The 22,967-nt window shown below is 73.1% G+C and carries 23 protein-coding genes and 1 pseudogene; 11 read left to right on the forward strand and 13 right to left on the reverse strand.

What is annotated here, in order from left to right:
- Window positions 1-50 precede the first annotated feature (50 nt).
- Window positions 51-755 (forward strand): SLATT domain-containing protein, encoded by a 705-nt coding sequence (locus ACFYUZ_RS05580; RefSeq protein ID WP_389307015.1) that lies wholly within the window; start codon window positions 51-53, stop codon window positions 753-755.
- A 46-nt stretch (window positions 756-801) separates the two neighbouring features.
- On the opposite strand, the gene ACFYUZ_RS05585 is transcribed toward ACFYUZ_RS05580, so the two are convergent.
- The 3 genes from ACFYUZ_RS05585 to ACFYUZ_RS05595 form a co-directional block, all read right to left on the reverse strand.
- Window positions 802-1,452, reverse strand: a complete 651-nt coding sequence (locus tag ACFYUZ_RS05585) for a hypothetical protein (RefSeq protein WP_389306556.1) — start codon at window positions 1,450-1,452, stop codon at window positions 802-804.
- 174 nt (window positions 1,453-1,626) lie between these two features.
- Window positions 1,627-2,337 carry a GntR family transcriptional regulator gene (locus ACFYUZ_RS05590; protein ID WP_389306558.1) on the reverse strand — a complete coding sequence of 237 codons (711 nt, stop codon included), beginning with the start codon at window positions 2,335-2,337 and terminating at the stop codon, window positions 1,627-1,629.
- 69 nt (window positions 2,338-2,406) lie between these two features.
- Window positions 2,407-3,768 carry an aspartate aminotransferase family protein gene (locus ACFYUZ_RS05595; protein ID WP_389306559.1) on the reverse strand — a complete coding sequence of 454 codons (1,362 nt, stop codon included), beginning with the start codon at window positions 3,766-3,768 and terminating at the stop codon, window positions 2,407-2,409.
- Between the two features lie 156 nt (window positions 3,769-3,924).
- Between ACFYUZ_RS05595 and ACFYUZ_RS05600 the strand changes: the two genes are divergently transcribed.
- A complete protein-coding gene (locus tag ACFYUZ_RS05600; protein ID WP_389306561.1) occupies window positions 3,925-4,821 on the forward strand; it encodes a hypothetical protein in 897 nt (298 codons plus the stop codon).
- Here the strand turns inward: ACFYUZ_RS05600 and ACFYUZ_RS05605 are convergent.
- Entirely contained in the window at window positions 4,808-5,200 is a 393-nt protein-coding gene (locus tag ACFYUZ_RS05605) for a hypothetical protein (RefSeq protein WP_389307016.1), read from the reverse strand. The two genes, ACFYUZ_RS05600 and ACFYUZ_RS05605, sit on opposite strands and share 14 nt — an antisense overlap.
- Before the next feature lie 165 nt (window positions 5,201-5,365).
- Here ACFYUZ_RS05605 and ACFYUZ_RS05610 point away from each other — a divergent pair.
- A pseudogene (locus ACFYUZ_RS05610) lies at window positions 5,366-5,530 on the forward strand (helix-turn-helix domain-containing protein); the annotation flags it as partial.
- Window positions 5,531-5,624: 94 nt separating this feature from the next.
- A complete protein-coding gene (locus ACFYUZ_RS05615; protein ID WP_389306562.1) occupies window positions 5,625-5,804 on the forward strand; it encodes a DUF397 domain-containing protein in 180 nt (59 codons plus the stop codon).
- Here the strand turns inward: ACFYUZ_RS05615 and ACFYUZ_RS05620 are convergent.
- From ACFYUZ_RS05620 to ACFYUZ_RS05630, 3 genes are all read right to left on the reverse strand, one after another.
- A complete protein-coding gene (locus tag ACFYUZ_RS05620; RefSeq protein WP_389306563.1) occupies window positions 5,801-6,691 on the reverse strand; it encodes a glycoside hydrolase family 19 protein in 891 nt (296 codons plus the stop codon). The two genes, ACFYUZ_RS05615 and ACFYUZ_RS05620, sit on opposite strands and share 4 nt — an antisense overlap.
- A 134-nt stretch (window positions 6,692-6,825) precedes the next feature.
- On the reverse strand, window positions 6,826-7,449 hold the full coding sequence (locus ACFYUZ_RS05625; RefSeq protein ID WP_389306565.1) for an FMN-dependent NADH-azoreductase: 624 nt from the start codon (window positions 7,447-7,449) through the stop codon (window positions 6,826-6,828).
- A 90-nt stretch (window positions 7,450-7,539) separates the two neighbouring features.
- Window positions 7,540-8,490, reverse strand: coding sequence for an NADP-dependent oxidoreductase (locus ACFYUZ_RS05630; RefSeq protein WP_389306566.1), 951 nt, complete (start codon window positions 8,488-8,490; stop codon window positions 7,540-7,542).
- Between the two features lie 172 nt (window positions 8,491-8,662).
- Between ACFYUZ_RS05630 and ACFYUZ_RS05635 the strand changes: the two genes are divergently transcribed.
- Window positions 8,663-10,189 (forward strand): substrate-binding domain-containing protein, encoded by a 1,527-nt coding sequence (locus ACFYUZ_RS05635; protein WP_389306567.1) that lies wholly within the window; start codon window positions 8,663-8,665, stop codon window positions 10,187-10,189.
- A 34-nt stretch (window positions 10,190-10,223) separates the two neighbouring features.
- Window positions 10,224-12,155 carry a protein kinase gene (locus ACFYUZ_RS05640; RefSeq protein ID WP_389306568.1) on the forward strand — a complete coding sequence of 644 codons (1,932 nt, stop codon included), beginning with the start codon at window positions 10,224-10,226 and terminating at the stop codon, window positions 12,153-12,155.
- A 3-nt stretch (window positions 12,156-12,158) separates the two neighbouring features.
- Here the strand turns inward: ACFYUZ_RS05640 and ACFYUZ_RS05645 are convergent, their stop codons facing one another.
- The 3 genes from ACFYUZ_RS05645 to ACFYUZ_RS05655 form a co-directional block, all read right to left on the reverse strand.
- Window positions 12,159-12,473, reverse strand: coding sequence for a hypothetical protein (locus ACFYUZ_RS05645; RefSeq protein ID WP_389306569.1), 315 nt, complete (start codon window positions 12,471-12,473; stop codon window positions 12,159-12,161).
- Window positions 12,473-13,081: a DUF6232 family protein gene (locus ACFYUZ_RS05650; protein WP_389306571.1), complete on the reverse strand. Its 609-nt coding sequence runs from the start codon at window positions 13,079-13,081 to the stop codon at window positions 12,473-12,475. The genes ACFYUZ_RS05645 and ACFYUZ_RS05650 overlap by 1 nt, the downstream gene beginning before the upstream one ends.
- A gap of 74 nt (window positions 13,082-13,155) precedes the next feature.
- Window positions 13,156-14,061, reverse strand: coding sequence for a LysR family transcriptional regulator (locus tag ACFYUZ_RS05655; RefSeq protein WP_389306573.1), 906 nt, complete (start codon window positions 14,059-14,061; stop codon window positions 13,156-13,158).
- Window positions 14,062-14,162: 101 nt separating this feature from the next.
- Here ACFYUZ_RS05655 and ACFYUZ_RS05660 point away from each other — a divergent pair, with 101 nt between their 5' ends.
- Window positions 14,163-14,993: an oxidoreductase gene (locus ACFYUZ_RS05660; RefSeq protein ID WP_389306574.1), complete on the forward strand. Its 831-nt coding sequence runs from the start codon at window positions 14,163-14,165 to the stop codon at window positions 14,991-14,993.
- 89 nt (window positions 14,994-15,082) lie between these two features.
- On the opposite strand, the gene ACFYUZ_RS05665 is transcribed toward ACFYUZ_RS05660, so the two are convergent.
- Window positions 15,083-16,366: an adenylosuccinate synthase gene (locus ACFYUZ_RS05665; protein WP_389306575.1), complete on the reverse strand. Its 1,284-nt coding sequence runs from the start codon at window positions 16,364-16,366 to the stop codon at window positions 15,083-15,085.
- Between the two features lie 143 nt (window positions 16,367-16,509).
- Here ACFYUZ_RS05665 and ACFYUZ_RS05670 point away from each other — a divergent pair, with 143 nt between their 5' ends.
- Both ACFYUZ_RS05670 and ACFYUZ_RS05675 read left to right on the forward strand, forming a co-directional pair.
- Window positions 16,510-17,313, forward strand: a complete 804-nt coding sequence (locus ACFYUZ_RS05670) for a diacylglycerol kinase (RefSeq protein ID WP_389306576.1) — start codon at window positions 16,510-16,512, stop codon at window positions 17,311-17,313.
- A gap of 92 nt (window positions 17,314-17,405) precedes the next feature.
- Window positions 17,406-18,713, forward strand: a complete 1,308-nt coding sequence (locus ACFYUZ_RS05675) for a hypothetical protein (protein WP_389306577.1) — start codon at window positions 17,406-17,408, stop codon at window positions 18,711-18,713.
- On the opposite strand, the gene ACFYUZ_RS05680 is transcribed toward ACFYUZ_RS05675, so the two are convergent.
- Window positions 18,714-19,226: a GbsR/MarR family transcriptional regulator gene (locus ACFYUZ_RS05680; RefSeq protein ID WP_389306578.1), complete on the reverse strand. Its 513-nt coding sequence runs from the start codon at window positions 19,224-19,226 to the stop codon at window positions 18,714-18,716.
- Window positions 19,227-19,288: 62 nt separating this feature from the next.
- Between ACFYUZ_RS05680 and ACFYUZ_RS05685 the strand changes: the two genes are divergently transcribed.
- Window positions 19,289-20,188: an ATP-binding cassette domain-containing protein gene (locus ACFYUZ_RS05685; RefSeq protein ID WP_389306580.1), complete on the forward strand. Its 900-nt coding sequence runs from the start codon at window positions 19,289-19,291 to the stop codon at window positions 20,186-20,188.
- Window positions 20,185-21,750 (forward strand): ABC transporter permease, encoded by a 1,566-nt coding sequence (locus ACFYUZ_RS05690; RefSeq protein ID WP_389306581.1) that lies wholly within the window; start codon window positions 20,185-20,187, stop codon window positions 21,748-21,750. The genes ACFYUZ_RS05685 and ACFYUZ_RS05690 overlap by 4 nt, the downstream gene beginning before the upstream one ends.
- Before the next feature lie 16 nt (window positions 21,751-21,766).
- Here ACFYUZ_RS05690 and ACFYUZ_RS05695 read toward each other — a convergent pair whose 3' ends face one another.
- Window positions 21,767-22,963, reverse strand: coding sequence for a cytochrome P450 (locus tag ACFYUZ_RS05695; protein ID WP_389306582.1), 1,197 nt, complete (start codon window positions 22,961-22,963; stop codon window positions 21,767-21,769).
- Window positions 22,964-22,967 lie beyond the last annotated feature (4 nt).

Below are 22,967 nucleotides of genomic sequence, written 5' to 3' on the forward strand. Positions count from 1 at the left end.
ACGAGCGCTGAGCTGAACAGAGGAGTCCCCCGGTGAGCCAGCAGCCGGAGATGCAGCCACCGGGGCCCCCCGGGGGAGACGTCCACCGCGATCTGACCGGTACGCCCTTCCCCCTGGGTGACTGGGGCGAGCCGGCCGAGCGGCTCGACGAGCTGTACCGCTGGGTCGAGAACAACGCCCTGCGCACCGCCGAGTGGTACCTCTCCGACCGCGTCTGGAAGCGCCGGGCCGCCCGGATCCTGCGGCTCGGCACGGCCGCGGGGGTGATCGCGGGCGCCGCGCTCCCGCTGCTGGACCTGACCGGGGTCGCCGACGGCACCTCGGGCTGGGGCTATCTGTCGCTGCTGCTCGGCGCCGCCTGCCTGGCCTGCGACCGCTACTTCGGGCTGACCTCGGGCTGGATAAGGGACGTGGCCACCGCCCAGGCCGTGCAGCGCCGGCTGCAGGCGCTGCAGTTCGACTGGGCCTCGGAGAGCGTCCGGGAGGTGCTGGGCCCCACGGAGGGCACGGCGAGCGAGGCGGCCGAGCGCTGCCTCGGCGTGCTGCGCCGCTTCTCGGAGGACGTGACGGAGCTGGTGCGGGCGGAGACCGCGGACTGGATGGTCGAATTCCGCTCGGGTCCGGCGCCGCTGGCGCTCCAGTCCGTCGGCGTGGTCCCGCCCAGGACCGAGAGCTCCCACCCCTCGGCCCGTTTCCCGCTGCCGCCGGGCACCCGGCCGAACATGCCGCGCCAGCGGCCCCCGGAGACCCGCTGACGCGGGCCGCTCCGGGGACCCCGGCGCAGACCTGCTCCGGGAGACCTCAGCTCAGGATGATCATCGAGCCCTGGGCGAGGCTCCGGGTGGCCGCCGCGTGCAGCCCCAGCCAGACGTGCCGCTCCCGGGCGAAGGGGTGGCCGTCGTACGGCACGGCCGCGGCCGGTTCCTCCAGCGTGGTGGGCCGCTCCGGCGCCTGCGGGGCCGCGGGCGGGTTCGCCGGGTCGATGCCGATCGAGGGCGCCACGAACTCCAGCTCCCGCAGCAGCCCGTACGAGGAGCCGAGCGGGCCGCCGCCTTCGAGGAGCTCGTCGTTGGCGAGCGGCACGGGGAAGTCCACCGGCACGTACGCGCCCGCGTGGTCGTAGTGCCAGACCAGGTGGGACTGCTGGGCGGTCGTCTCGAACATCTCCAGGAGCTGTTCGTAGTCCCCGCCGAGCTCGTCGACGGGCTCGACCGGCAGCCCGCAGACCCGGAGCAGGTAGGCGCGGCGCAGGAAGTGCAGGGCCGTGTAGTCGAAGCCCGCGACCGGGGCGACATCGCCGGAGAGGCCCGGCATGTACGCGTAGACGGGCACGGTCGGCAGGCCCGAGGCGCTCAGCACGGCGTCGTAGGCGGCTATCTCTTCGGCGAAGGGATTGTCGGGGCTGTGGCACAGCACGTCGACGAGGGGGACCAGCCACAGGTCACAGGCCAAGGGAGGCTCGCTCTCCGTCAGTTGCAGGGACGGCCAGGGTAGTCGGCCGGGCCGACGACGCCCACCCGCCGATGACCTGCCCCCGGATGCCCGGCCTCAACCCGAAGGGTCCTCTCAGGACCCGGCCGGCCGTCGCCGGTCCTCCGCGTGCCCGGGCCCCGCCCGCCCGGCACGTCAGCGCAGGGCCCGCGCCTCCAGGCGGTCGGCCCATTCCAGCGAGTGGGCGTTGTAGGCCCGGACGACCTCGACGGCCGCCTCCGCGTCGCCGCGGGTGATCGCGTCGACCAGGTCCACGTGCCCGCTCCACAGCCAGCCGAGGACGTCCCGCTCGGAGCGCAGGTAGGGCACGGAGAAGACCCAGGCCTGGACGCGGAGCCGGTGCAGGAAGTCGGCGATGTAGTCGTTGGCGGAGACGAGGCGGCCCAGCTCGCGCCAGTAGCGGATGTCGTAGCCGATGAGGATGTCGAGGTCCCCGGCGCGGGCGGCGCGGGCGGCGGCCTCGCCCCGGCGGCGCACGGAGACGAGCGCGACGCCGATGCCGAGCTCGGGCTCCGGGGCGGGCGGCGGCGGGGTCGTCGCGGGGGCGTGCCGGCGGAAGATGCCGTCGACGACGAGCATCCGGGCCTCGACCATGCCCCGGTAGTCGTCGATCGAGTACTGGTGGACGCGGAAGCCGCGGTGCTGGTCGGAGTCGAGGAGGCCCTGGGCGCAGAGGTCGACGAGGGCTTCGCGGACGGGCGTGGCGGAGACCCCGTACTGCTCGGCGATCTGCTTGACGGTGAATTCCTCGCCGGGCTGGAGACGGCCCGCGAGCACCTCGTCACGGAGCGCGTCCGCGATCTGCTGTCGCAAGGTGTTGCGCGTGACAGCTCCGCTCGCGGGCATGTGGTCGGTCCCCTCCGTACGGTTCCGGACACCCTAGTCCAGAGGGAGGGGACCTCCCGGGTACTGCGGTTATGCGGTGTGCTCGTCGGCGACCGCGAGGGCCGCGTCCAGGGCCGCCAGGCCCTCCTTGGCCTCGGCCTCGGAGACGTTGCAGGCGGGAACGGCGTGGGTGCGGTTCATGTTCACGAAGGGCCACAGGCCCTGCTTCTTCGCCGCGGCGGCGAAGGCGGCCATCGGCGCGTTGGCCTCGCCGGCGGCGTTGTACGGGACGAGCGGCTCGCGGGTCTCCTTGTTCTTGACCAGGTCGAGCGCCCAGAAGACGCCCATGCCGCGGACCTCGCCGACGGACGGGTGGCGCTCGGCGAGCTCGCGCAGGCCCGGGCCGAGGACGGTCTCGCCGATGTGGGCGGCGTGCTCGACGACCTTCTCCTCCTCCATCACCTGGAGGGTGGCGACGGCGGCGGCGCAGGCCAGCGGGTGACCGGAGTAGGTCAGGCCGCCGGGGTAGGGGCGCTTGTCGAAGGTGGCGGCGATCTCGGCGCTGATGGCGACGCCGCCGAGCGGCACGTAACCCGAGTTCACGCCCTTGGCGAAGGTCATCAGGTCGGGGACGACGTCGAAGTGCTCGGCGGCGAACCACTTGCCGGTGCGGCCGAAGCCGGCCATGACCTCGTCGAGGATGAAGACGATGCCGTACTTGTCGCAGATCTCGCGGACGCCGGCGAGGTAGCCGGGCGGCGGGGTCATGATGCCGGCGGTGCCGGGCACGGTCTCCAGGATGATCGCGGCGATCGTCGCCGGACCCTCGAAGGCGATCGTGTCCTCCAGGTGCTGGAGGGCCCGCGCGCACTCCTCCGCCTCGGTGGCGGCGTAGAAGGGCGAGCGGTAGAGGAACGGCGCCCAGAAGTGCACGACGCCCGCGGAGGCGGTGTCGGAGGCCCAGCGGCGCGGGTCGCCGGTCAGGTTGATCGCGGTGGAGGTGGCGCCGTGGTACGAGCGGTAGGCGGAGAGCAGCTTCGTGCGGCCGGTGTGCAGCCGGGCCATGCGGACGGCGTTCTCGACGGCCTCGGCGCCGCCGTTGGTGAAGAAGATCTTGTCCAGGTCGCCCGGGGTGCGCTCGGCGATGAGGCGTGCGGCCTCGGAGCGGACGTCCACGGCGAAGGCGGGCGCGAAGGTCGCGAGCTTCCCGGCCTGCTCCTGGACGGCGGCGACGACCTTGGGGTGCTGGTAGCCGATGTTCGTGTAGACGAGGCCGCTGGTGAAGTCGAGGTAGCGGTTGCCGTCGTAGTCCCAGAAGTACGAACCCTCCGCGCCGGCCACGGCGAGCGGGTCGATCAGGCCCTGGGCGGACCAGGAGTGGAAGACGTGCGCGCGGTCGGCGGCCTTGACGGCCGCGCCGGCCTGGGGATCGGGTTCGACATGAGGGGTCATGGGGTCGAGGGTAAGGAACCGCAGGTGGGACGGGCCATCACCATCTTGTCCACCGAGACCGTGGCGGACCCGACACGTTGCCGGTCGGGCCGGTGAGCCGCCCGTGGGGGCGCTCGGCCGGCGATCACGTCCACCGGGAGGCCTAAGCTGCACGCCATGAGCACGTCAGCCCGTAGCGTGGCCACGACCCTCACCGGCTGGGGCATGGTCCTCAGTGGGGCGGCCGCCGTCGTGGTCACCTTCCGGGGCGTCTCGCCGTACCCACCGCTCGTCCCCGAGCTGCTCCTCGCCGGGCTCTCGGCGCTCTTCGCGGTGGGCTGGGTGGTGGCCTCCCACCGCGCCGAGGCCCGTGACCGCGACCCGCTGCGCAAGTCCCGCCCGGACACGCGGAACCCGAACCCCGTCCTGCGGTACGTGCTCTGCTTCGGCGTCCCCCTCGCCACCTTCGCCGCCTTCGTGACGGCCTTCAACGTCAGCGGCTCCTACGGCCGCGAGACCGAGCGTCTGGAGCGCGCCGGGTACGACGCGCACTCCGTCGCCGTCGTCCGCCTCGCGGGCGAGCCCGAGTTCCACGAGGGCGGTGAGGACCACGACCCCTACTACCTCACCGACCTCACCCTGCGCATCCCGTACGAGGCCGGCCCCCGGGAGATCACCCTCCGGGGCGTGTACACCCGTTCCAAGGCGCCCAGACCCGGGACGAAGGTCGACGTCTACTTCGCGCCCCGCGACCCCGGGACCCCCGTCACCGAGAACGGCAAGCGTTCCACGGTCCGCCTGTTCCTCGTCGCCTTCCTCGGGCTCTTGATCTGGCCGCTGGTCCTGGCCACGGGATTCGCCCTGAAGGGGGCCTACGACGATGACGACGTGCACGACCTGCGCCGTTTCAGCCCCGGCGTCCACCTGCCCGCGCTCGCCATCCTGCTGACCGGCCTGCTCCTGCTCCTCCCGAAGGCCCTGGACTTCCAGGTGGCGGGCCACGACCGGCTGTACGCCCTCCTCTCCTGTCCGACCCCCGCCCTCGCCCTGACCTGGGTGATCAAGAGGGTGTGAACAGCTCGGCGACCGCGCTCCGCAGCAGCAGCGGGTGCACGAAGCGGTCCGCGCACGTCGGCGGGAAGCGCCATGCCAGGGGCCAGGTCCTGCCCTTCAGGGCCGGAACCGGTACGTAGCTCACGTGGGCCGGGCCCGCGTTGAAGCGCGTCACCCCGCGCGGCCACGTCCGGTGGGCCGTCGAGCCCGGCGGCACGAGGAAGTAGACCCCGCGCCGGCCGTTCGCCTCGACGACGACGGGCCCCGGGTCTCCCCCGGTGAGCGCCTCCATCCAGTCGGCCAGCCGACGCCCCTCGTCGCCGTCGACACGAACGGCGTCGAATTGTACGCCCGCCTTACGGAGTTGGAATCCGGAAACTGGAATCCAATCCGCCTTCACTTCCTGATTCTCTTCATTCACGGGACCATGTTCGCGCGTCGGCGCCAGCGTTTTCCACGACTGCGGAGGGCGCGTCGGATCCCCTTTGACCTGCGCCAACGCGCCTCGCGCGCAGTCGAATTCGGCGGGGAGCAGTTGAGACCGGTTGAGATCGGTTGAGTCCGAATGGGGAACGTGAATGGCACGAGCGGAAAACAGGGAAACGGTCGGCCCCACCGCCAGGATGGCGGCCCCGTGGCGAAGAGATTGCGGACGAAGAAGGGCTGGACCCAGGAACAGCTGGGCGCCCGGACGGGCTTCACGGGGGCGGCCGTCAGCGCCATGGAGCGGCTGATCCACCCGGTGAGCGACGAGATGCTCGTCCAGCTCGAACGCGCCCTCGGCGGCGACACGGGCATCTTCGAGGAGATGCGGGAGCACGGAGATGAACGAGACCCTGCACTGGTTCAAGTCCAGCTACAGCGACAGCGGCGGCGGGGAGTGCGTCGAAGTCGCCACCACCCCCCACGCCGTCCACCTCCGGGACTCCAAGGTCGGCGACGGGCCCACGTTCGTCGTGGGGCCCGCCGCCTGGACCGCGTTCGTCGCCGGTCCGACCCTCTAGCAGTACAGGTTCGCCCCCGCGGGCACCCCCAGGATCTGGGTGAACTGCTGGTACTTGGTGACCCGGCTCTGGACCTGGGCCGGGTTGCCGCCGTTGCACTCCAGGCTGCCGTTGATGGCCCAGATGGTCTGGCCGAAGCCCGCGCCGTTCACCATCGCGTTGTGCGCGGTCATGGTGCCGGGGCCGTTCTGGGTGTTCCAGTACCAGAGGCCCGTCTGCATCGCGACGGCCGGATCCTGCTCGACCCGCCACGGGTTGTTCAGCAGGTCGATGCCGAGGGCGTCACCGGCCGCCTTGTAGTTGAAGTTCCACGACAGCTGGATCGGGCCGCGCCCGTAGTACGCCGCCTGGCCGGCCGGGCAGCCGTAGGGCCGGGTCGTGTCGCAGTAGTGGGGGTAGTTGGCCGTGTTCTGCTCGACGATGTAGTAGAGCCCGCCCGTCTCGTGGGAGACGTTCGCGAGGAACGCCGCCGCCTCCTGCTTCTTCACCGTGTCGCTGCCGGTGGTGGCGAAGCCGGGGTACGACTTGAGCGCGGCGGTGAGACCGGCGTACGTGTAGAAGGGGTTCCGGTTCGGGAACATCTGGTTGAACTGGGCCTCGGAGACCACGAATCCGGAGGGGTTCGGGTCCGTGCCGCCACCGCCCGTGCCGCAGACGCCCTCGTCGCGCCAGACGTCCGAGGAGCCGGGGCGTTCGTTCTGGGTCCACCACTTGGCGTACCAGTTGTGGCCGTTGTACGAGGCGGTCATGCCGCCCGTGTAGACGCTGCCCGGGTTCCAGGCGGCCACGCAGGCGGGGGCGGCGCCCGCCGAGGCGGCGGGGAGGAGGACGGCGAGGCCGACGGCCGTGCAGAGCGCGGCCATCAGGGTGGCCAACTTACGCAGCATGGTGCGCACTTCCTTCCGGGTGGGGGGCCGGGTGGGAAGCCACAGCGAAGCGTGATTGGTCTGAACCTGTCAAGGTCTAGACCAGAAAAAGACCCCACGGCGCCACCGTGGGGTCGTTCTCCGAGGGCGTGCCCTCACGCGGCCGGCCGCACCGCCGACTCCTTCGCCAGGGACTCGGCCGCCGCGAGGGACTCCGTACGGGAGGACTCGAAGAGCGGGACGAGCCCGGCCATCGCCGGGACGTGCGGGGCCAGGGTCAGCTCGGGGGTGATGAAGCTGACCTCCAGGCCGAACATGTCACCGAGGGTCAGCCGCAGGTAGTTCTCGACGTAGTCGTTGCCGTGCTGCGGCGTGCCCTCGCGGTAGGAGCCGCCGCGACTGGTGACGACGACGGCCCGCTTGCCGGCGAGCGAGGGGTTCTCGGTGATCGAGGTGCGGCCCACGAGGAAGACGTGGTCGAGCCACGCCTTCAGGGTGGAGGGGATCGTGTAGTTGTACATCGGCGCGGCGAGCAGGATCACGTCCGCCTGCTCCGCCTCCTCGATCAGCCTCTCGCGCAGCGCGAAGGCCGGTGCCGTGCTGTCGGCGTAGTAGGCGGCGGCCTCCAGGTGGGGGATCGGTTCCGCCGCGAGGTCGCGGTAGATCACCGTCCCCTCGGGGTGCTCCGCCTCCCAGACCTCGCGGAAGGCGGCGGTGACGGCGCGGGAGTGGGAGTCGTCGCCGTTGATGGACGTGTCGATGTGGAGCAGCGTGGCCATGGGGTGGTCTCCTGGGTCGCAGTGGCCGGTGAGGGAGATCCTTCTTCCTCAACCAAAGTTGAGGTCCAGCCACTGTGACCCGGATCACACTCAGATCATCAGGATCATCCGACCCGGCCTGTGTCCCGCCTCCGCCCTGCGGTGCGCCTCCGCGACCTCCTCCAGGGGCATGACGTCGGCCACCCGGGTGGTCAGCTCCCGGTCGGCCACCTTCTGCAGGCTCTCCGCGAGCCGGGCGGCGTCCGGCACGGCCCGTACGGTCTCGACGCGGATGTCCCGCTCGGCGATCGGAACCCGGTCGGGGGCGAGCGCGGCGAACGCTCCGCCGTCCTTGACCACCGGGAGCAGCTCGGGGCCGATGAGCGCCCCGTCGAAGACCGCGTCCACGCCGTCCGGGTCGCCCGCGCGCACCTTCGCGACCACGTCCTCCGGGACGCCGCGCGTGACGACGTGGTCCGCGCCGAGGACCCTCAGCTCGGGCTCGTCGCCCTCGTGGGCGACGGCCACCACGCGCAGTCCGGCGGCATGGGCGTACTGGACCGCCAGGCGGCCCACCACCGCGCTCGCGCCGGTCACGAGCAGTGTCGCCCCCGCCGGGAGGCCGAGCCGTTCGAGGCCCTGCTGGGCGGTGGCCGAGGCCAGCGGGAGGGAGGCGGCCACGGTGAAGTCCACGTCGTCCGGGATCGGGGCCAGCCACTCCGGGTCGGCCCAGATGATCTCCGCGTACGTGCCGTCGCCCGTCAGCATCTCGAACCAGGGCACGAAGCCGGCCACCCGGGCCCCGTCCGGCATCCCGGGCACGGGGTCGAGGAGCTTGCCCGCGAAGTCCGTTCCCAGGACGAAGGGGGGCCTGAGGTCGCCGACCGCGTCGGAGTACCGGCCCGCGCGGATCCGCAGGTCCGCCTGGTTCACTCCGGCCGCCTTCAGCCGCACCCGCACCTTGCCCGGGACGGCGCCGGCCTCCGGCTCGGGCCGGCGGGCCATTCTGAGGACCTCGGGTCCTCCGTAGGCGGTCACTTCGACGACACGCATCGAGCGCATGGGGTACTCCTCACACGGAAGGCCCCCTCGTGGCCCATTACACCCATGCTCCAGACCCCCGGCAACCCCTGCCCGTCCACCCGAGTAGGCCTCCCTGAACGAAGGGCGAAGTCCAGGCGGCGGGACGCTACACCACCCCCGCGCTCGCACTGGCGTACGTACCGTCCCGGCCATGGAGTGGATAACCGCAGAGAACGTCATCGCCGTGGGGACGGCCCTCGTCGGTGTCCTGGTCACGCTCGCCGTCGTCTGGATCGACCGGTTCTCGCCGCAGCGCAAGCGGCTCGGCTACCGCGTGCAGCTCAACACCCCGCTCCACCGGGAGGAGAACCGGGACAGCGAGGTCATGACGGTGCGGGAGGGCCAGGTCGTGGGGATGGCCGCGCCCGCGAACGGATCCACGCTCGTCCTCCTCCGCATCGAGAACGACCGCGAGCTCGACATCAGCTCCGAGGACTACGGCGCCTCCACCGAACCCCACGGCCTGAAGATCACCTTCGGGGAGCGGACCGTCCAGGGCGTGGTCGCCACCATCCCGGCCGGCTGGGACTCCGTCCGGGACGACCTGGAGCGCACCCCCAAGCTCGGCCGGGAAGGCAACGCCGTCCTCGTCCCCAAGGTGGCCCTCGAACGCGGGCAGTACTTCAAGCTGCTCGTCCAGCTCTCCGGCGGCGTCGCCGACAGGGACGTCAAGATCGACGGAAGCCTCCAGGGCGGCACGATCCGGCGCAACCGGAGCACCACGCCCGACGAGAAGCCGCCCAGGTTCAGCCCCACCGCCCGGAACGTCACTGTCGTCCTGACCGCCTGCGTCGTGGCCCTGGCCGCGATCATCGTCCGCGAGCAGACCCCGCCGCCCATCGGCTGCGCCCGGGGCACCCTCACCGTCACCGGCTCGACGGCCTTCGCCCCCGCCCTGCGGGAGGCGGCCCGCCAGTACGAGAAGGACTGCGAGGGCTCCACCGTGACCGTGGACGTCCACGGCTCGACCGCCGGGATCCGGGAGCTCGCCCAGGCCGGGGCGGAGGGGGACGCCGTCATCGCCCTCTCCGACGGGCGCAAGCCCGGCGGCTTCCCCGAACTGCGGGAGAACATGGTCGCCGTCTCCCTGTTCACCCTCGTCGTGAACGACGGGATACCCGTCGACGACCTCACCCTGGACCAGATCCGCCGCGTCTACCGGGGCGGGATCCGCAACTGGGGCGAGCTCGTCCCCGGCGTCGACCAGCCCGTCCTCCTCGTCAGCCGGGACGCCAACTCCGGCACCCGGCAGGTCTTCCAGCGCCGGGTCCTCGACCGCAACGAGCCCGCCAACTCCTCGCAGGACTGCCGGACCTCCGACGACCCCGAGTCGAAGGTCATCCGCTGCGAACTCGACTCCACCGAACAGGTCCTCGCCACCGTCGCCAAGCTCCCCGGCGCCGTCGGCTACGCCGAACTCCGCGCGACCGACGGGCGGAAGGGCCTGCACCGGATCTCCGTCGACGGCCGCCGGGCCGCCGTGGACGAACTGGGCGAATCCCCCTACCCCTACCGGGAGATCGAGTACGCCTACACCTGGGGCCCGCCCCCGGCCGACTCCCTGACCGCCGGCTTCCTCGCCTACCTCCGGTCGGGGCGCGGCCAGGACGTCATCAGTGCCCACGGCCACCTGCCCTGTGCCACCCCGAAGGGGCTGAAGGTCTGCGGGGAGGGCTGATCGCCGACCTGCCCGTCTGGCATGCTCTGGCGACGTGGAGTCATTGAACGCGGAAGATCCGGTCAGCGTCGGCCCGTTCCGTCTGATCGGCCGCCTCGGGGTCGGCGGGATGGGCCGGGTGTTCCTGGCGCGCTCGGCCGGAGGGCGGACCGTCGCGGTCAAGGTGGTGCACGCGGAGCTGGCCGCCCAGGACGAGTTCCGGCGCCGCTTCGCCCGCGAGGTCGCCGCCCTGGAACGGGTCGGCGGCACCGGCACCGCGCCCGTCCTCGGCTCGGACACCACCGCCGACTCGCCGTGGGTCGCCATCGGCTACGTCCCGGGACCCTCGCTGCGGACCGTCGTCGGCGACGAGTTCGGGCCGCTGCCGCCCGCGACCGTACGGGCCCTGGCGTCCGGGCTCGCCCGCGCCCTCGACCACATCCACGCCGCCGGACTCGTCCACCGCGACCTCAAGCCGTCCAACGTGCTGCTGACCGTCGACGGGCCGCGGATCATCGACTTCGGCATCGCCCGCGCCGTCGACCACGTCGCCGACGGCGGCAACCTGACCACCACCGGCGCGGTCGTCGGCTCCCCCGGCTTCATGTCGCCCGAGCAGGTCCGCGGCGACCACGTCGGCCCCGCGTCGGACGTCTTCTGCCTCGGGTCCGTGCTCGCGTACGCGGCGACCGGCCGCGCCCCCTTCGGCACTGCGGACAGCGGCGTCCACGCCACCATGTTCCGCATCGCCCACGACGACCCCGACCTGACGGACCTGCCGCCCGAGCTCTCCGGACTCATCCGGGCCTGCCTCGCCAAGGACCCGGCGGACCGGCCCACGGCGACCGAGATCGTCGAGACCCTCCCGGTCGCCGACCCCTGGCTCCCGGCGGACGTCCTGGCGCGGCTCGGCCGGCACGCGGCGCAGCTGCTCGAAGCGGAGGGGGCCGCCCCCGTGGAGGGCGCCCCGGCCGCCTCCGGCACTCCCCCGCCGGCCGACGCGGCCGGCACCGCCTCCACCGCGCCTCCCGCCTCCACCGCGCCTTCCTCCACCCCGCCTTCCTCCACCGCGCCTTCCTCCACCGCACCCCGGCGCCGGGGCCGTACCGCCCTCCTCGCCGCCGCCACGGCCCTCGTCGTCGCGGCGGCGGCCACCGTCGCGTACGCCTACTGGCCGGGCCGGACCGACGGCGGGACCGGCGGCACCGCCGACGGCGGCCGGAAGAACGGCACCGCCACCGGCCGCCCCGCCGGGATCGTCCCCGCCGCCTTCCTCGGCGCCTGGGAAGGCGTCCTGAAGGGCACGGCGAACGCGCCCTACGAGACCAGCCGGATCGAGATCACCCAGGGCCCCGCGGGCGCCAAGGCCGCCGTGTACACCCACGTCACCGGCGAACTGCTCTGCATCGGCCGGGCCACCCTGATCTCCGCCACCGACGGCGAACTCGTCCTCGGCGAGGCCGAGATCACCGAGAGCGTCCCCGCCCGGCGCTGCACCCCGGCCGCCCGACAGACCCTCAGACTGCGCTCGACCGACGTCGTCGAATGGGGCTCCGGCGTCGCCAGGAGCACCTTCCAGCGGGTCAAGGCCGGCCCGGACGTCGTCCCCGCCGCGTACCTCGGCACCTGGAAGCAGGCGCCGGACACGGTGACCCAGCCCGAACCCGACCGCTGGTCCTACCGGATCACCATCACCCAGGGCCCGGTCGGCGCCCCGCTCGTGCGCTTCGAGCAGTCGTACCCGCGCATGGACGACCAGGGGAACCTGCTCGCCGACGACGTCGACTGCGCGACCACCGCCGTCGTCGGCGGCGCGGGCTCCCTCCTCGTCATCGGCCCGGAGACCCGCGACCCGGACAGCTGGGACCCGGGCTGCGCCGAGAACGGCTCCAGCAACCTCCGCCTCGTCCACTGGCAGGGCAAGGAGCGGCTCCAGGTCTACGGGATGACGGCGGACGGGGAACCGGCCGAGTTCGTCCGGGACTAGTACCTAGCGGGCGACGAGTTCGAGCGCGGCCCGGACGGCGTCCAGGAGGGGCTGGCCGACGGCGCCGGCGGTGGCGGCGACGGCCCGCAGGACGGCGAGCCCGCCCTGTCGCGTCTGCGGCACCGCGAGGGCGGCCGAGGCCCCGTCCAGCTCCTCGGCGACCTCGGGCGTCACCTGGCCGCGCAGCTCCTCGACGCGTGCGAGCACCTCCGCGAGCAGCCGCTCCGCCTCCGGCGAGGAGTGGTGGTGCACGATGCCCTGGTTGCCGTGCCCGCCGTGCATGTTCACGACGTCTCCGTAGTAGTTGTCCCCGGCCATCACTTCACCATCCCCGTGTTGTCGCTGCCGCCGTACATGTTCACGGCGTCCCCGAAGTAGTAGTTGCCGTAGTTGGCGACCGCCAGCGTCCCCACCGAGGCGTGGAACTCGGCGTCCGGCTTGTCGATGGCCTCGGCGATCTCGCGGACGAGCTGGTTCAGGCGGTCGCGCTTCCCGGTCACCAGGGCCGTGGAGCGTCCGTTCGTCTCGATGGCGAGGACGTCGTGGGACCTCGCGAAGACCACGGTGGCCATGTCGCCGAAGTAGTAGACCAGCAGGAGCACGGCGCAGACCTGGACGAAGCCGAGGAGGTCGTCGAGGTCGTCCCTCGACCCGTACTCGTACGAACTCGACGACGAGGCCGTGAAGTTCATGAGGACCACGAGAACCGCGAGCGTGATCCCGCCCCGTTTCAGGAACCGGTTGAACGCCTCGATGCGCCGGGGTCGGAGCACGAAGGTGTAGACGCGGACGATGTTCTCCAGCGGGTAGGCGCCTCCGTACACCCAGAGCAACCGCTTGCTGATGACCAGCCCGTACCGGGGCGGCGGGTCGGCCGGGACCGGTGGCCGGGTCGGCTTCGGCGGCGGTGTTCCGTGAGTCTCCATGCGTCCCCCCGAGACGGACCGGCTACGGCGTGCCCCTCATTACGCATCCGAACCACCCGTCCCACAAGGCGAGTTCAGGCCTCGCGCGAGACGACCTCGGACACCGCGCGGGCGTAGTCGTGGACCAGGGGGCGGGGGTCGGCGGTGCGCCAGGCGAGGGCGAAACGGCTCGGGGTGACGCCGTGGACGGGGCGGGTGACGACGCCGCCGCGGGTGAGGAGCGAGGCGTTCCCCGCGGCGACCAGACAGACGCCGAGGCCGTCGACCAGCGCCTCGTACGCCTCGTCCGCGCTGGCGATCTCGGCGCCGACGACCGGCGGGCGGCCGCCCCGGGCGTCCACGGCCAGCCAGTGGTCGCGGAGTTCGGGGCCGGTGGCGGGGAGGGCGAGGAAGGGTTCGTCGAGGAGCTCGGCGAAGTCCACGCCGTCCCGGGCGGCCAGCGGATGCGCCTCGGGCAGGGCGACGAGCCGGGGCTCGGTCGCGACGACGACCCAGCGGAAACGGTCCGCCCCGGCCAGCGGCAGCCATACGAAGGCCACGTCGCTGGTGCCGTCCGCGAGGCCCGCCGTCGGGTCCTCCCAGCCCACCTGGCGCAGCCTGAGCCGGGCCTCCGGGTGCGCCTCGGTGAACCGGGACCGGATCGCGGGCAGCAGCCCGCCGCGGCCCGGGCTGGTGCTCATGCCGACGACCAGGGTGCCGTCGGCGGCCGCCCTCGCCCGCCGTAACGCCTCCCGGCCCTCCTCCCACGCGGCCAGCACGGCCCGCGCGTGCGGCAGCAGGGCCGTACCGACGGGGGTGAGGACCACGCCCTGCCGGCCGCGGTCGAAGAGGGGCGCGCCGAGCTGCCGCTCCAGGGCGCGGATCTGCTTGCTGAGCGCGGGCTGCGAGACGTACAGCCGCTCGGCGGCCCGCGTGAAGTGGAGCTCCTCGGCGACCGCGAGGAAGTAGCGGAGATCCCGCCCGTGCACATCCATAACCATGGGCTATCACGCCGGATCTTGGACGGACAACGTCCCGCCGTCCCAAGCTTGTCGGGACACCGAGCCGCCGCCCGGCGGCACCCACGAGGGGGAGCACGAACATGAGCAAGGTCTGGCTGATCACCGGCGCGAACAGCGGCTTCGGGCGCGCCTTCGCCGAGGCCGCGATCGCCGCCGGCGACGTCGTCGTCGCCGCGGCCCGCCGCACCGAGACCCTGGACGACCTGGCCGCCGCCCACCCCGACCAGGTCGACCCGGTCGCCCTGGACGTCACCGACACGGCGGCCGTCGACCGGGTCGTCGCCGCGCTCGTCGAGCGCCACGGCCGCGTCGACGTCCTCGTCAACAACGCGGGCCGCACCCACGTCGGCTCCGTCGAGGAGACCACCGACGAGGAGCTCCGCTCCCTCTTCGACGTGCACGTCTTCGGCCCCGCCGCCCTCACCCGCGCCGTCCTGCCCCACATGCGGGCCCGCCGCTCGGGCGCGATCGTGCAGATCAGCAGCATGGGCGGGCAGATGTCGCTGCCCGGCTTCGGCGCCTACAGCGCGACCAAGTTCGCCCTGGAGGGCTTCTCCGAGGCCCTCGCCGCCGAGGTCCGTCCGCTCGGCATCGACGTCCTCGTCGTCGAGCCCGGCGCCTTCCGCACCAGCCTCCTCGGGAAGGGCGGCGTCAGCGGGGGCGGCATCGAGGACTACGCCGAGACGGTCGGCGCCACCCGCGCCTACGTCGAGACCGGCGGCGGCACCGAGGAGGGCGACCCGGCCAAGGCCGCCGCGGCCGTCCTCGCCGCCCTGAACGCCGACGAGACCCCGCTGCGCCTCGCCCTCGGCTCGGACTCGATCGACGCGATCCACGCCCACCTGGACCAGGTCCGCTCCGACCTGACGGCCTGGGAGAAGGTCGGCCGGGACACGAAGGTGGACGGCTGACGATCCGCGAGTCCGAGTACGGCGACGCGCGCCGCCCGCGCCCCGTGAGGTAGGGGCGCGGACGGCGCGCGGCGGCCTGCGGGTGCTTCCTACAGGAAGGAGTTGATCTCGATCGTCTCGGTGCGGCCGGGGCCCACGCCGATCGCGGAGATCGGGGCGCCCGACATCTCCTCCAGCGCCTTCACGTACGCCTGCGCGTTCTTCGGCAGGTCCGCGAAGGTCTTCGCCTTGGTGATGTCCTCGGACCAGCCCGGCAGCATCTCGTAGATCGGCTTCGCGTGGTGGAAGTCGGTCTGCGAGTACGGCAGCTCCTCGACGCGCTTGCCGTCGATCTCGTACGCGACGCAGACCGGGATCTGCTCCCAGCCCGTCAGCACGTCGAGCTTGGTGAGGAAGAAGTCCGTCAGGCCGTTGACCCGGGTCGCGTAGCGGGCGATGACCGCGTCGAACCAGCCGCAGCGGCGGTCACGGCCGGTGGTGACACCGCGCTCGCCGCCGATGCGGCGCAGCGCCTCGCCGTCCTCGTCGAACAGCTCCGTCGGGAACGGGCCGGCGCCGACGCGGGTCGTGTACGCCTTGAGGATGCCGATGACGCGGGAGATCTTCGTCGGGCCCACGCCCGCGCCCGTGCAGGCGCCGCCCGCGGTCGGGTTCGAGGAGGTGACGAAGGGGTACGTGCCGTGGTCGACGTCGAGCAGGGTGCCCTGGCCGCCCTCGAAGAGCACGACCTTGTCCTCGTCGAGCGCCTTGTTGAGGATCAGCGTGGTGTCCGCGACGAACGGCTTGATCTGCTCCGCGTACTGGAGCATCTCCTCGACGATCTGCTCCGCCTCGATCGCGCGGCGGTTGTACAGCTTGGCGAGGAGCTGGTTCTTGCCCTCCAGCGCCGCCTCGACCTTCTGGGTGAGGATCGACTCGTCGTACAGGTCCTGGACCCGGATGCCGACGCGGTTGATCTTGTCGGCGTAGGTCGGGCCGATGCCGCGACCCGTGGTGCCGATCTTGCGCTTGCCGAGGAACCGTTCCGTCACCTTGTCGAGGGTGACGTTGTACGGGGTGATCAGGTGGGCGTTGCCGCTGATCAGGAGCTTCGACGTGTCGACGCCGCGCTCGTTCAGTCCGCTCAGCTCGGAGAGCAGGACCGCCGGGTCGACGACGACACCGTTTCCGATCACCGGGGTGCACCCCGGGGAGAGGATTCCGGAAGGGAGGAGATGCAGCGCGTACTTCTGGTCGCCGACGACGACCGTGTGGCCGGCATTGTTGCCGCCCTGGTAACGCACCACGTAGTCCACGGATCCACCGAGGAGGTCGGTGGCCTTTCCCTTGCCCTCGTCACCCCACTGAGCACCGAGCAGCACAAGTGCGGGCACAGGCGTACACCCCTTCCGGGTGGGGCATGTCCAAGGTCAGGGGGCGTACGCCGCCTCACCGGTGTGCCCCGGAATAGACGAAGCCCCTGGCGCAATAGCGCAAGGGGCTCTTGCACAAAGATGCTACCCGAGGAAGGACCGAGGTGTCGGATCACGACCAGCTGCTGGTCATCGTCGACCCGGTCGCCCGCCGAAATGACGGCGAGTCCGTACGGATCGCGAAAGACGTGCTGTCCGCGGGCGCGGAGGCGAAGATCTGCCTGCCGGACGGCCCCGAGGAATTCTGCCGGGCCCTGGCCCGGCGCGGCTCCCGGCGCCCCGTCGTCCTCGGCGACGACCGCGCGCTGCTCCGCACGGTGGCCCTGCTGCACCGCGAGCGGGAGCTCTCCGAGGGGGCCCTCTCGCTCGTCCCGATCGGCGCCCCGGACGACCTGGAGGTGGCCCACGCGCTCGGCGTGCCGCGCTCCACGCCGGCGGCGGCGCGGACGGTCCTCCAGGGGGCCGTGCGCCGTCTCGACCTGCTCGTCGACGACAGCGACGGCGTCGTCCTCGGCGACCTCCTGGTGCCGGGCCTGCCCGACCTCGCCCCGGCGGCGGCGTCCGTCTGGGGCACCTGCCGCTCCCTCGTCCGCACCCTCGTCCGGCCGGCCCCCTCGGCCCTCGCCGTCCGCACGCACCGGCTGCGGGTGGAGGCGGACGGGGTGCTGCTCGCCGACGTCGACGCACCGGTGGAGGGCCTGTCGGTCCGCTGGGCGGGCGGTGCGGCGGAGGTGACCGTCCACCCGTCGGCGGCCCCGCCGCGCCACGCGACCGCCCGCACCCTCACCGTCTCGGGCCCCGACTTCCGCTACCGCGCGGACGGCCGGGTCACGGGACCGGTGCGACGGCGGACGTGGACGGTCCGGGCGGGGGCGTGGGGGCTGACCCTGCCCCGGGAGGCCGCCTAGCCGGGCGCCCTCGCCCGATTGCCGGTGGCGCGTCGCGCCCCTCAGGCCCTAGCGTCGACGCGGGGTGACCGGTGGGGTGGGGGGGACGTGTGATGACGTGTGCGCTGGACGTCGAGGAGACGGCGGGGGCGCTGGGGCGGTACCGGCGAAGAGCGGAGAGGCTGATCATCGGGGGCGGCGTGACGCTGGCCCTGGCCGTCGGTCTCGGGGCCCTCGGGGCCTCCGCCCCGGTCCTCACGATCCTCTCGCTCGGGATCGTCGCGCTGGGTGCCGGGGCCGGCTCGCTGGTCCTCGCACGGCGGATGCGGCGGGCGCTCGGCGCGGGCGTCTGGTCGGCGCACCCCGCCGTGGGGGTCGGCCAGAGCCGGTACGCGACGAGCGTCGTGCTGCGCTCCCCGGACGGCGGCGAGGTGTGGCCGCTGACCGTGATCGCGACCCGGCAGCGCTACGAGCTGCTGCGGCCGGGCCCGGACGGCGTGCTGTGGTGGTGCGGCGACCCGCGCGCGGGCGGGGTCCTCGCCGCGCCCGGCGGCGGGCCGCTGATCTGGGCGAAGCCGATGCGCGGCGCGCGCGTGCGCCGCCGGATCGTGGCGCGCGCGGAGGCGGAGGGCCTGATGCGCCGGTCCGCCCCGAAGCAGCCGCAGCCCGTGGACGTCACCGAGCACATCACCGTGGACGGACTTTCCGTACGCCTCGACGCGCTGCCCCGCGCGGCCGAGCCGCCGTACGCGGTGCTCGCCGCGCACGCCCGGCGCCAGGCCGCGCCGCAGGGCAGGGCGCTCCGCCCGGAGGCGGACGTGCGCCGGGTGGCCTGGTGGCGGGTGCGGAGCCTGCGGCGAATCGCCGGAACGACCCGGGTGCTGGTCGCGCTCGCGTTCTGCGCGGCCGTCGGGGCGCTCGCGCTGACCGGACCGCCGGAGGAGGACGCCCCGAAGCTGTACGCCATCGGCGTGCTGGTCCTGGGCGCCCTCGTGCACTCCTGCTACCGGCTGCTGGTCGCGGGCAGGCCCGCGGCGCGGCTGATGGCCCGGTCCGCGGCCTCCTCCCCGCCCACCCCGCGCCGGTACGTCCTGCTGTACGACCCGCAGGGCGGCGGCCCCGTCCTGGTGCTGTTCCCGGTGCACGGCGGTCTGTACGTCCAGCCCGAGGGGGTGCTCCCGCTGATTCCGCCCGGCCCCTCCAAGGAGCCGCGCCGCGGGCTGCCGTCCCGGCCCGTCGGCACCGCCTGGCTGCACGGCCGGCGGGACTTCGCCTCCGGCGCCGGCATGCCGTTCGTCACGCCCTGGATCGAGGGGCGCCCCCTGTGGCCGGCGGGGCCGTACCACGAGAACGACGGGCGGCCGGAGTTCACCGCGCTGCTGGACCGGCTCGCCCCTCCGCTGGAGACCCGGGCCCCCTGATCAGCCGCTCCGCGCCTCCTTGTGGGCGCGCCAGCGGCCCATGATCCCGGCCATCTCGCTGTGCAGGAAGGCGAAGAACTCGGCCGTCTCCCCGATGCGGCGGCCCGCCGCGCTGTCCGTCCCGAGGGTCGCGGCGCCCTCGTCCAGGACCTTCTCCCAGCGGACCAGGACCTGGTCGCGGCGGGTGAAGGTCTCGTACCAGAGCTCGTTGTGGAGGACGTACCGGTCGCGGCGCGTGCCGGGGTCGCGCTCGCGGCTGACCATGCCGACCTGGGTGAGGTAGCCGATCGCGCCGGAGACGGCGGCCGGGCTGATCCGCAGCTGTTCGGCCAGTTCCGCCGAGGTCATGGAGGCCGTCTCGGACGCGAGGAGCGCCGCGAAGACGCGGCTCGCCATGCGCTGCATGCCGGCGGCGGTCATCTCGGCGGCGAAGCGCTCCACGAAGCGGGAGACCGCCTCGTCGTCGACCCCGTCGGTCCCGTCCGTCTTCGTCGTCATCTCGCTCTCACCCATCTCTCGATTTTATACGGTTCCTTAACTTCACAAATTTGTGAAACTACCGTACGTTCAGAAGCATGACGAAGGCAATCAGCGTCATCGGACTCCACAAGTCCTTCGGGCGCACCCACGCCCTCGCCGGCCTCGACCTCAGCGTCGAGACCGGCGAGGTCCACGGCTTCCTCGGCCCCAACGGCGCCGGGAAGTCCACCACCATCCGGGTCCTCCTGGGCCTGCTGCGGCCCGACTCCGGCGCCGCCCGGCTCCTCGGCCGCGACCCCTGGCGCGACGCCGTCGAGCTCCACCGCCGGATCGCCTACGTCCCCGGCGACGTGACGCTCTGGCGCAACCTCTCCGGCGGCGAGGTCATCGACCTCTACGGCAGGCTGCGCGGGGGCGGACGCCTCGACAGGACCCGGCGGGACGAGCTGATCGAGCGCTTCGAGCTCGACCCCACCAAGAAGGGCCGCACCTACTCCAAGGGGAACCGACAGAAGGTCGCCCTGGTCGCCGCCTTCGCCGCCGACGTCGACCTGCTCGTCCTCGACGAGCCCACCAGCGGCCTCGACCCGCTGATGGAGGAGGTCTTCCAGAGCTGCGTCGAGGAGGCCCGCGACCAGGGCCGGACCGTCCTGCTGTCCAGCCACATCCTCAGCGAGGTCGAGGCGCTCTGCGACCGGGTCAGCATCGTCCGCAAGGGCCGGACCGTCGAGTCGGGCTCGCTCGCGGAGCTGCGGCACCTGACCCGCACCAGCGTCACCGCCGAACTCGCCGGGCCGCCCAACGGCCTCGCCCACCTGCCCGGCGTCCACGGCCTGGACACCCAGGGCAGCCGCGTGAAGTTCCAGGTCGACACCGACAAGCTCGACGCCGTCCTCCGCTCCCTGACCGCCTCGGGCGTACGGAGCCTGACCTCCACCCCGCCCACCCTGGAAGAGCTCTTCCTCCGGCACTACACGGACGAGGTGGCGTCATGAACCTCGCCGGCACCGGCGCCCTCACGCGGCTCGCACTCCGCCGCGACCGGCTGACGCTCCCCGTCTGGGCGCTCGTCACCGGCGGCATGGTCGCGAGCGGCGCGGGCTCCCTGGAGGGGCTGTACTCCACGGCCGCCGAGCGGGCAGAGCTCGCCGCCTCCATGACCGCCAACAGCTCGATGCGCGCCCTGTACGGGCCGGTCTTCGACGACTCCCTCGGGGGGCTCGTCGCCTGGCGCTTCGGCACCTTCGGCGCGGTCCTCGCCGCCGTCGCGAGCCTGATCGTGGTGGTCCGGCACACCCGCGAGGAGGAGGAGACGGGCCGTCAGGAGATGCTGTCCGCCGGGGCGGTGGGCCGCCGGGCCCCGCTGACGGCGGCGCTCCTCGCCGCCCTCGCCCTCAACACGGCCATCGCCCTCCTCGTCACCGCCGGCCTCGCCGGACAGGGCGCGGCCGGGGCGCTCGCGCTCGGCCTGGCGATCGGCGGCACCGGCATGGTCTTCGCGACCACGGCAGCCCTCGCCGCCCAGTTCACGGAGAGCGCCCGGCTCGCCAAGGGCCTGTCGGCCGCCGTCCTGGGCCTGGCGTTCGTCCTGCGGGCGGCCGGCGACTCCGGCACGGCGGACAGCGGCTCGGTCCTGACCTGGCTCTCGCCGGTCGGCTGGGCCGAGCACGTCCGCGCCTTCGCCGACGAACGCTGGTGGGTGCTGCTCCTGATCCTCGCCGCCGTCCTGGCGCAGACGGCGGCGGCGTACGCGCTGACCGCCCGCCGGGACGTCGGCGCGAGCTTCCTCCCGACCCGGCCGGGCCCGGCGGAGGGGCGGCTCGCGACGGCCGGGGCGCTCGCCTGGCGGCTCCAGCGCGGCACGCTCCTCGGCTGGTCCCTCGGCTTCCTCGCCGGCGGTCTCGTCTTCGGCGGGATGGTCGAGGGCGCGGCCGACATCGTCGGCGACAACGAACGGGCCCGGGAGATCTTCGAGCGGATGGGCGGCCAGAGCGCGCTGACCGACGCCTTCCTCGCCACCATGGTCTCCCTCCTCGGGATGCTCGCGGCGCTGTACGCCGTCGGCTCCGTGCTGCGGCCGCACGGCGAGGAGACCTCGGGCCGGGCCGAACCGCTCCTCGCGGGCTCCCTCGGCCGGCTCCGCTGGGCCGCCGGGCACCTGGTGATCGCCTTCGGCGGCTCGGCCCTGATCCTGGTCCTCGGCGGCCTCGGCCTGACCCTCGCGTACGGGCACGAGCCGGGCCCGATCCTGGGCGCCGCGCTCGTCCAGCTCCCGGGCGTCTGGACGCTCGCCGGGCTCGCGGTCCTGCTCTGGGGCGCCGCCCCGAAGGCCGCGACCGCCGCGTGGGGCGTGGCCGGGCTCTGCCTGGCCCTCGGCTGGATCGGCCCCGCCCTGGACCTGCCGCAGGCCGTCCTGGACCTCTCCCCCTTCGGGCACCTGCCGAGGCTGCCGGGCCCGGACATGGCCTGGACCCCGGTCCTGGTCCTGACGGCCCTGGCGACGGCGCTGACGGCGACGGGCCTGGCGGCGCTGCGCCGCCGGGACGTGCTGACCTGACCGCCCGGCCGGCGGCTCACACCTCCACGAGCAGCTCCTCGAAGCCCCGGATGACGTACCCCGGCTTCCGCACCGGTTCCGCCGCGAGCCTCAGCCCCGGCGCCTGCCTCAGCAACTCGCCGAAGACGGCGGTCAGTTCGAGGCGGGCGAGCGGGGCTCCGAGGCAGTAGTGGATGCCGGCGCCGAAGGTGACGTGCGGATTGTCGGCCCGTTCGAGGTCGAGGACGTCGGCGGTGGGACCGAAGCGGGCGGGGTCGCGGTTGGCGGAGCCGAAGAGGAGGGCGACCTCGGAGCCGCGCGGGACGGTGACGCCGCCGAGCTCGATGTCGTCGAGGACCCAGCGCTCGAACATCTGGAGCGGGGTGTCGTAGCGCAGAAGTTCTTCCACAGCTGTGGACAACTTTTCGGGAACCGGACGGACGCCCTCCCTGAGCAGCGTCCACCAGCCGTTGACCGTGGTGTTCACCGTGGCCTCGTGCCCCGCGTTGAGGAGCAGGACGCAGGTGGAGACCATCTCCTGTTCCGTCAGCTCCTCCACCGCGATCAGGGACGAGATCAGGTCGTTCCCCGGGCTCTTCCGCCGCCGCGCGATCAGCTCCCGCAGATAGTCGGAGAACTCCACCGAGGCCTCCACCGCCCGCCGGGCCGTCTCCTGCGAGGGGTTCAGCTCGAACATCCCGCAGATCGCCGCCGACCAGGGCCGCAGCCGCCCCCGCTCCTCGTCCTCCGCGGGGATGCCGAGCATCTCGGCGATCACCGCGACCGGCAGCGGCTCGGCGACGGCGGACAGCAGGTCGCCGCCGCCCGCCGCGACCAGGTCACCGACGAGACCGGCGGCGAGGCCCCGCACCGTCGGCGCCAGGTCCTCCACCGTCCTCGGCGTGAACGCCTTCGACACCAGCCGCCGGATCCGGCTGTGGTCGGCCGCCTCCAGATCGAGCAGCCCGTGGTCGTTGAGCGTGTGGAACGGCTCGTACGCGGCGTCCGGCGCCTCCCGCCCGAACTCCTCGTGCGTGAAGCGATGGGTGTACGTCCGGCCCAGGCGCCGGTCCCGCAGCAGCGCCGACACGTCCTCGTGGTGCGGGACCAGCCACTGGCGGGTGGGGGCGTGCCAGTGGGCGCGGCCGGCGGCGCGCAGCTCGGCGTAGGCGGGATACGGGTCGGCGACGAACTCCGCCGACCAGGGGTCGTACACAGCGTCAACAGCGTCCATGCCC

Origin of the sequence: Streptomyces sp. NPDC004266, from assembly GCF_042874095.1 — a bacterium.
Classification (GTDB): Bacteria; Actinomycetota; Actinomycetes; order Streptomycetales; family Streptomycetaceae; genus Streptomyces.

Excerpts from the sequence above, each read along its gene's own strand:
- ACFYUZ_RS05655 (WP_389306573.1), bottom strand. The coding sequence starts at position 14,061 with ATGGTTATGGATGTGCACGGGCGGGATCTCCGCTACTTCCTCGCGGTC.
- ACFYUZ_RS05645 (WP_389306569.1), bottom strand. The coding sequence starts at position 12,473 with ATGGCCGGGGACAACTACTACGGAGACGTCGTGAACATGCACGGCGGG.
- ACFYUZ_RS05620 (WP_389306563.1), bottom strand. The coding sequence starts at position 6,691 with ATGCTGCGTAAGTTGGCCACCCTGATGGCCGCGCTCTGCACGGCCGTC.
- ACFYUZ_RS05650 (WP_389306571.1), bottom strand. The coding sequence starts at position 13,081 with ATGGAGACTCACGGAACACCGCCGCCGAAGCCGACCCGGCCACCGGTC.
- ACFYUZ_RS05660 (WP_389306574.1), top strand. The coding sequence starts at position 14,163 with ATGAGCAAGGTCTGGCTGATCACCGGCGCGAACAGCGGCTTCGGGCGC.
- ACFYUZ_RS05615 (WP_389306562.1), top strand. The coding sequence starts at position 5,625 with ATGAACGAGACCCTGCACTGGTTCAAGTCCAGCTACAGCGACAGCGGC.
- ACFYUZ_RS05595 (WP_389306559.1), bottom strand. The coding sequence starts at position 3,768 with ATGACCCCTCATGTCGAACCCGATCCCCAGGCCGGCGCGGCCGTCAAG.
- ACFYUZ_RS05685 (WP_389306580.1), top strand. The coding sequence starts at position 19,289 with ATGACGAAGGCAATCAGCGTCATCGGACTCCACAAGTCCTTCGGGCGC.
- ACFYUZ_RS05680 (WP_389306578.1), bottom strand. The coding sequence starts at position 19,226 with ATGGGTGAGAGCGAGATGACGACGAAGACGGACGGGACCGACGGGGTC.
- ACFYUZ_RS05600 (WP_389306561.1), top strand. The coding sequence starts at position 3,925 with ATGAGCACGTCAGCCCGTAGCGTGGCCACGACCCTCACCGGCTGGGGC.
- ACFYUZ_RS05630 (WP_389306566.1), bottom strand. The coding sequence starts at position 8,490 with ATGCGCTCGATGCGTGTCGTCGAAGTGACCGCCTACGGAGGACCCGAG.
- ACFYUZ_RS05695 (WP_389306582.1), bottom strand. The coding sequence starts at position 22,963 with ATGGACGCTGTTGACGCTGTGTACGACCCCTGGTCGGCGGAGTTCGTC.
- ACFYUZ_RS05590 (WP_389306558.1), bottom strand. The coding sequence starts at position 2,337 with ATGCCCGCGAGCGGAGCTGTCACGCGCAACACCTTGCGACAGCAGATC.
- ACFYUZ_RS05690 (WP_389306581.1), top strand. The coding sequence starts at position 20,185 with ATGAACCTCGCCGGCACCGGCGCCCTCACGCGGCTCGCACTCCGCCGC.
- ACFYUZ_RS05580 (WP_389307015.1), top strand. The coding sequence starts at position 51 with ATGCAGCCACCGGGGCCCCCCGGGGGAGACGTCCACCGCGATCTGACC.
- ACFYUZ_RS05635 (WP_389306567.1), top strand. The coding sequence starts at position 8,663 with ATGGAGTGGATAACCGCAGAGAACGTCATCGCCGTGGGGACGGCCCTC.
- ACFYUZ_RS05675 (WP_389306577.1), top strand. The coding sequence starts at position 17,406 with ATGACGTGTGCGCTGGACGTCGAGGAGACGGCGGGGGCGCTGGGGCGG.
- ACFYUZ_RS05625 (WP_389306565.1), bottom strand. The coding sequence starts at position 7,449 with ATGGCCACGCTGCTCCACATCGACACGTCCATCAACGGCGACGACTCC.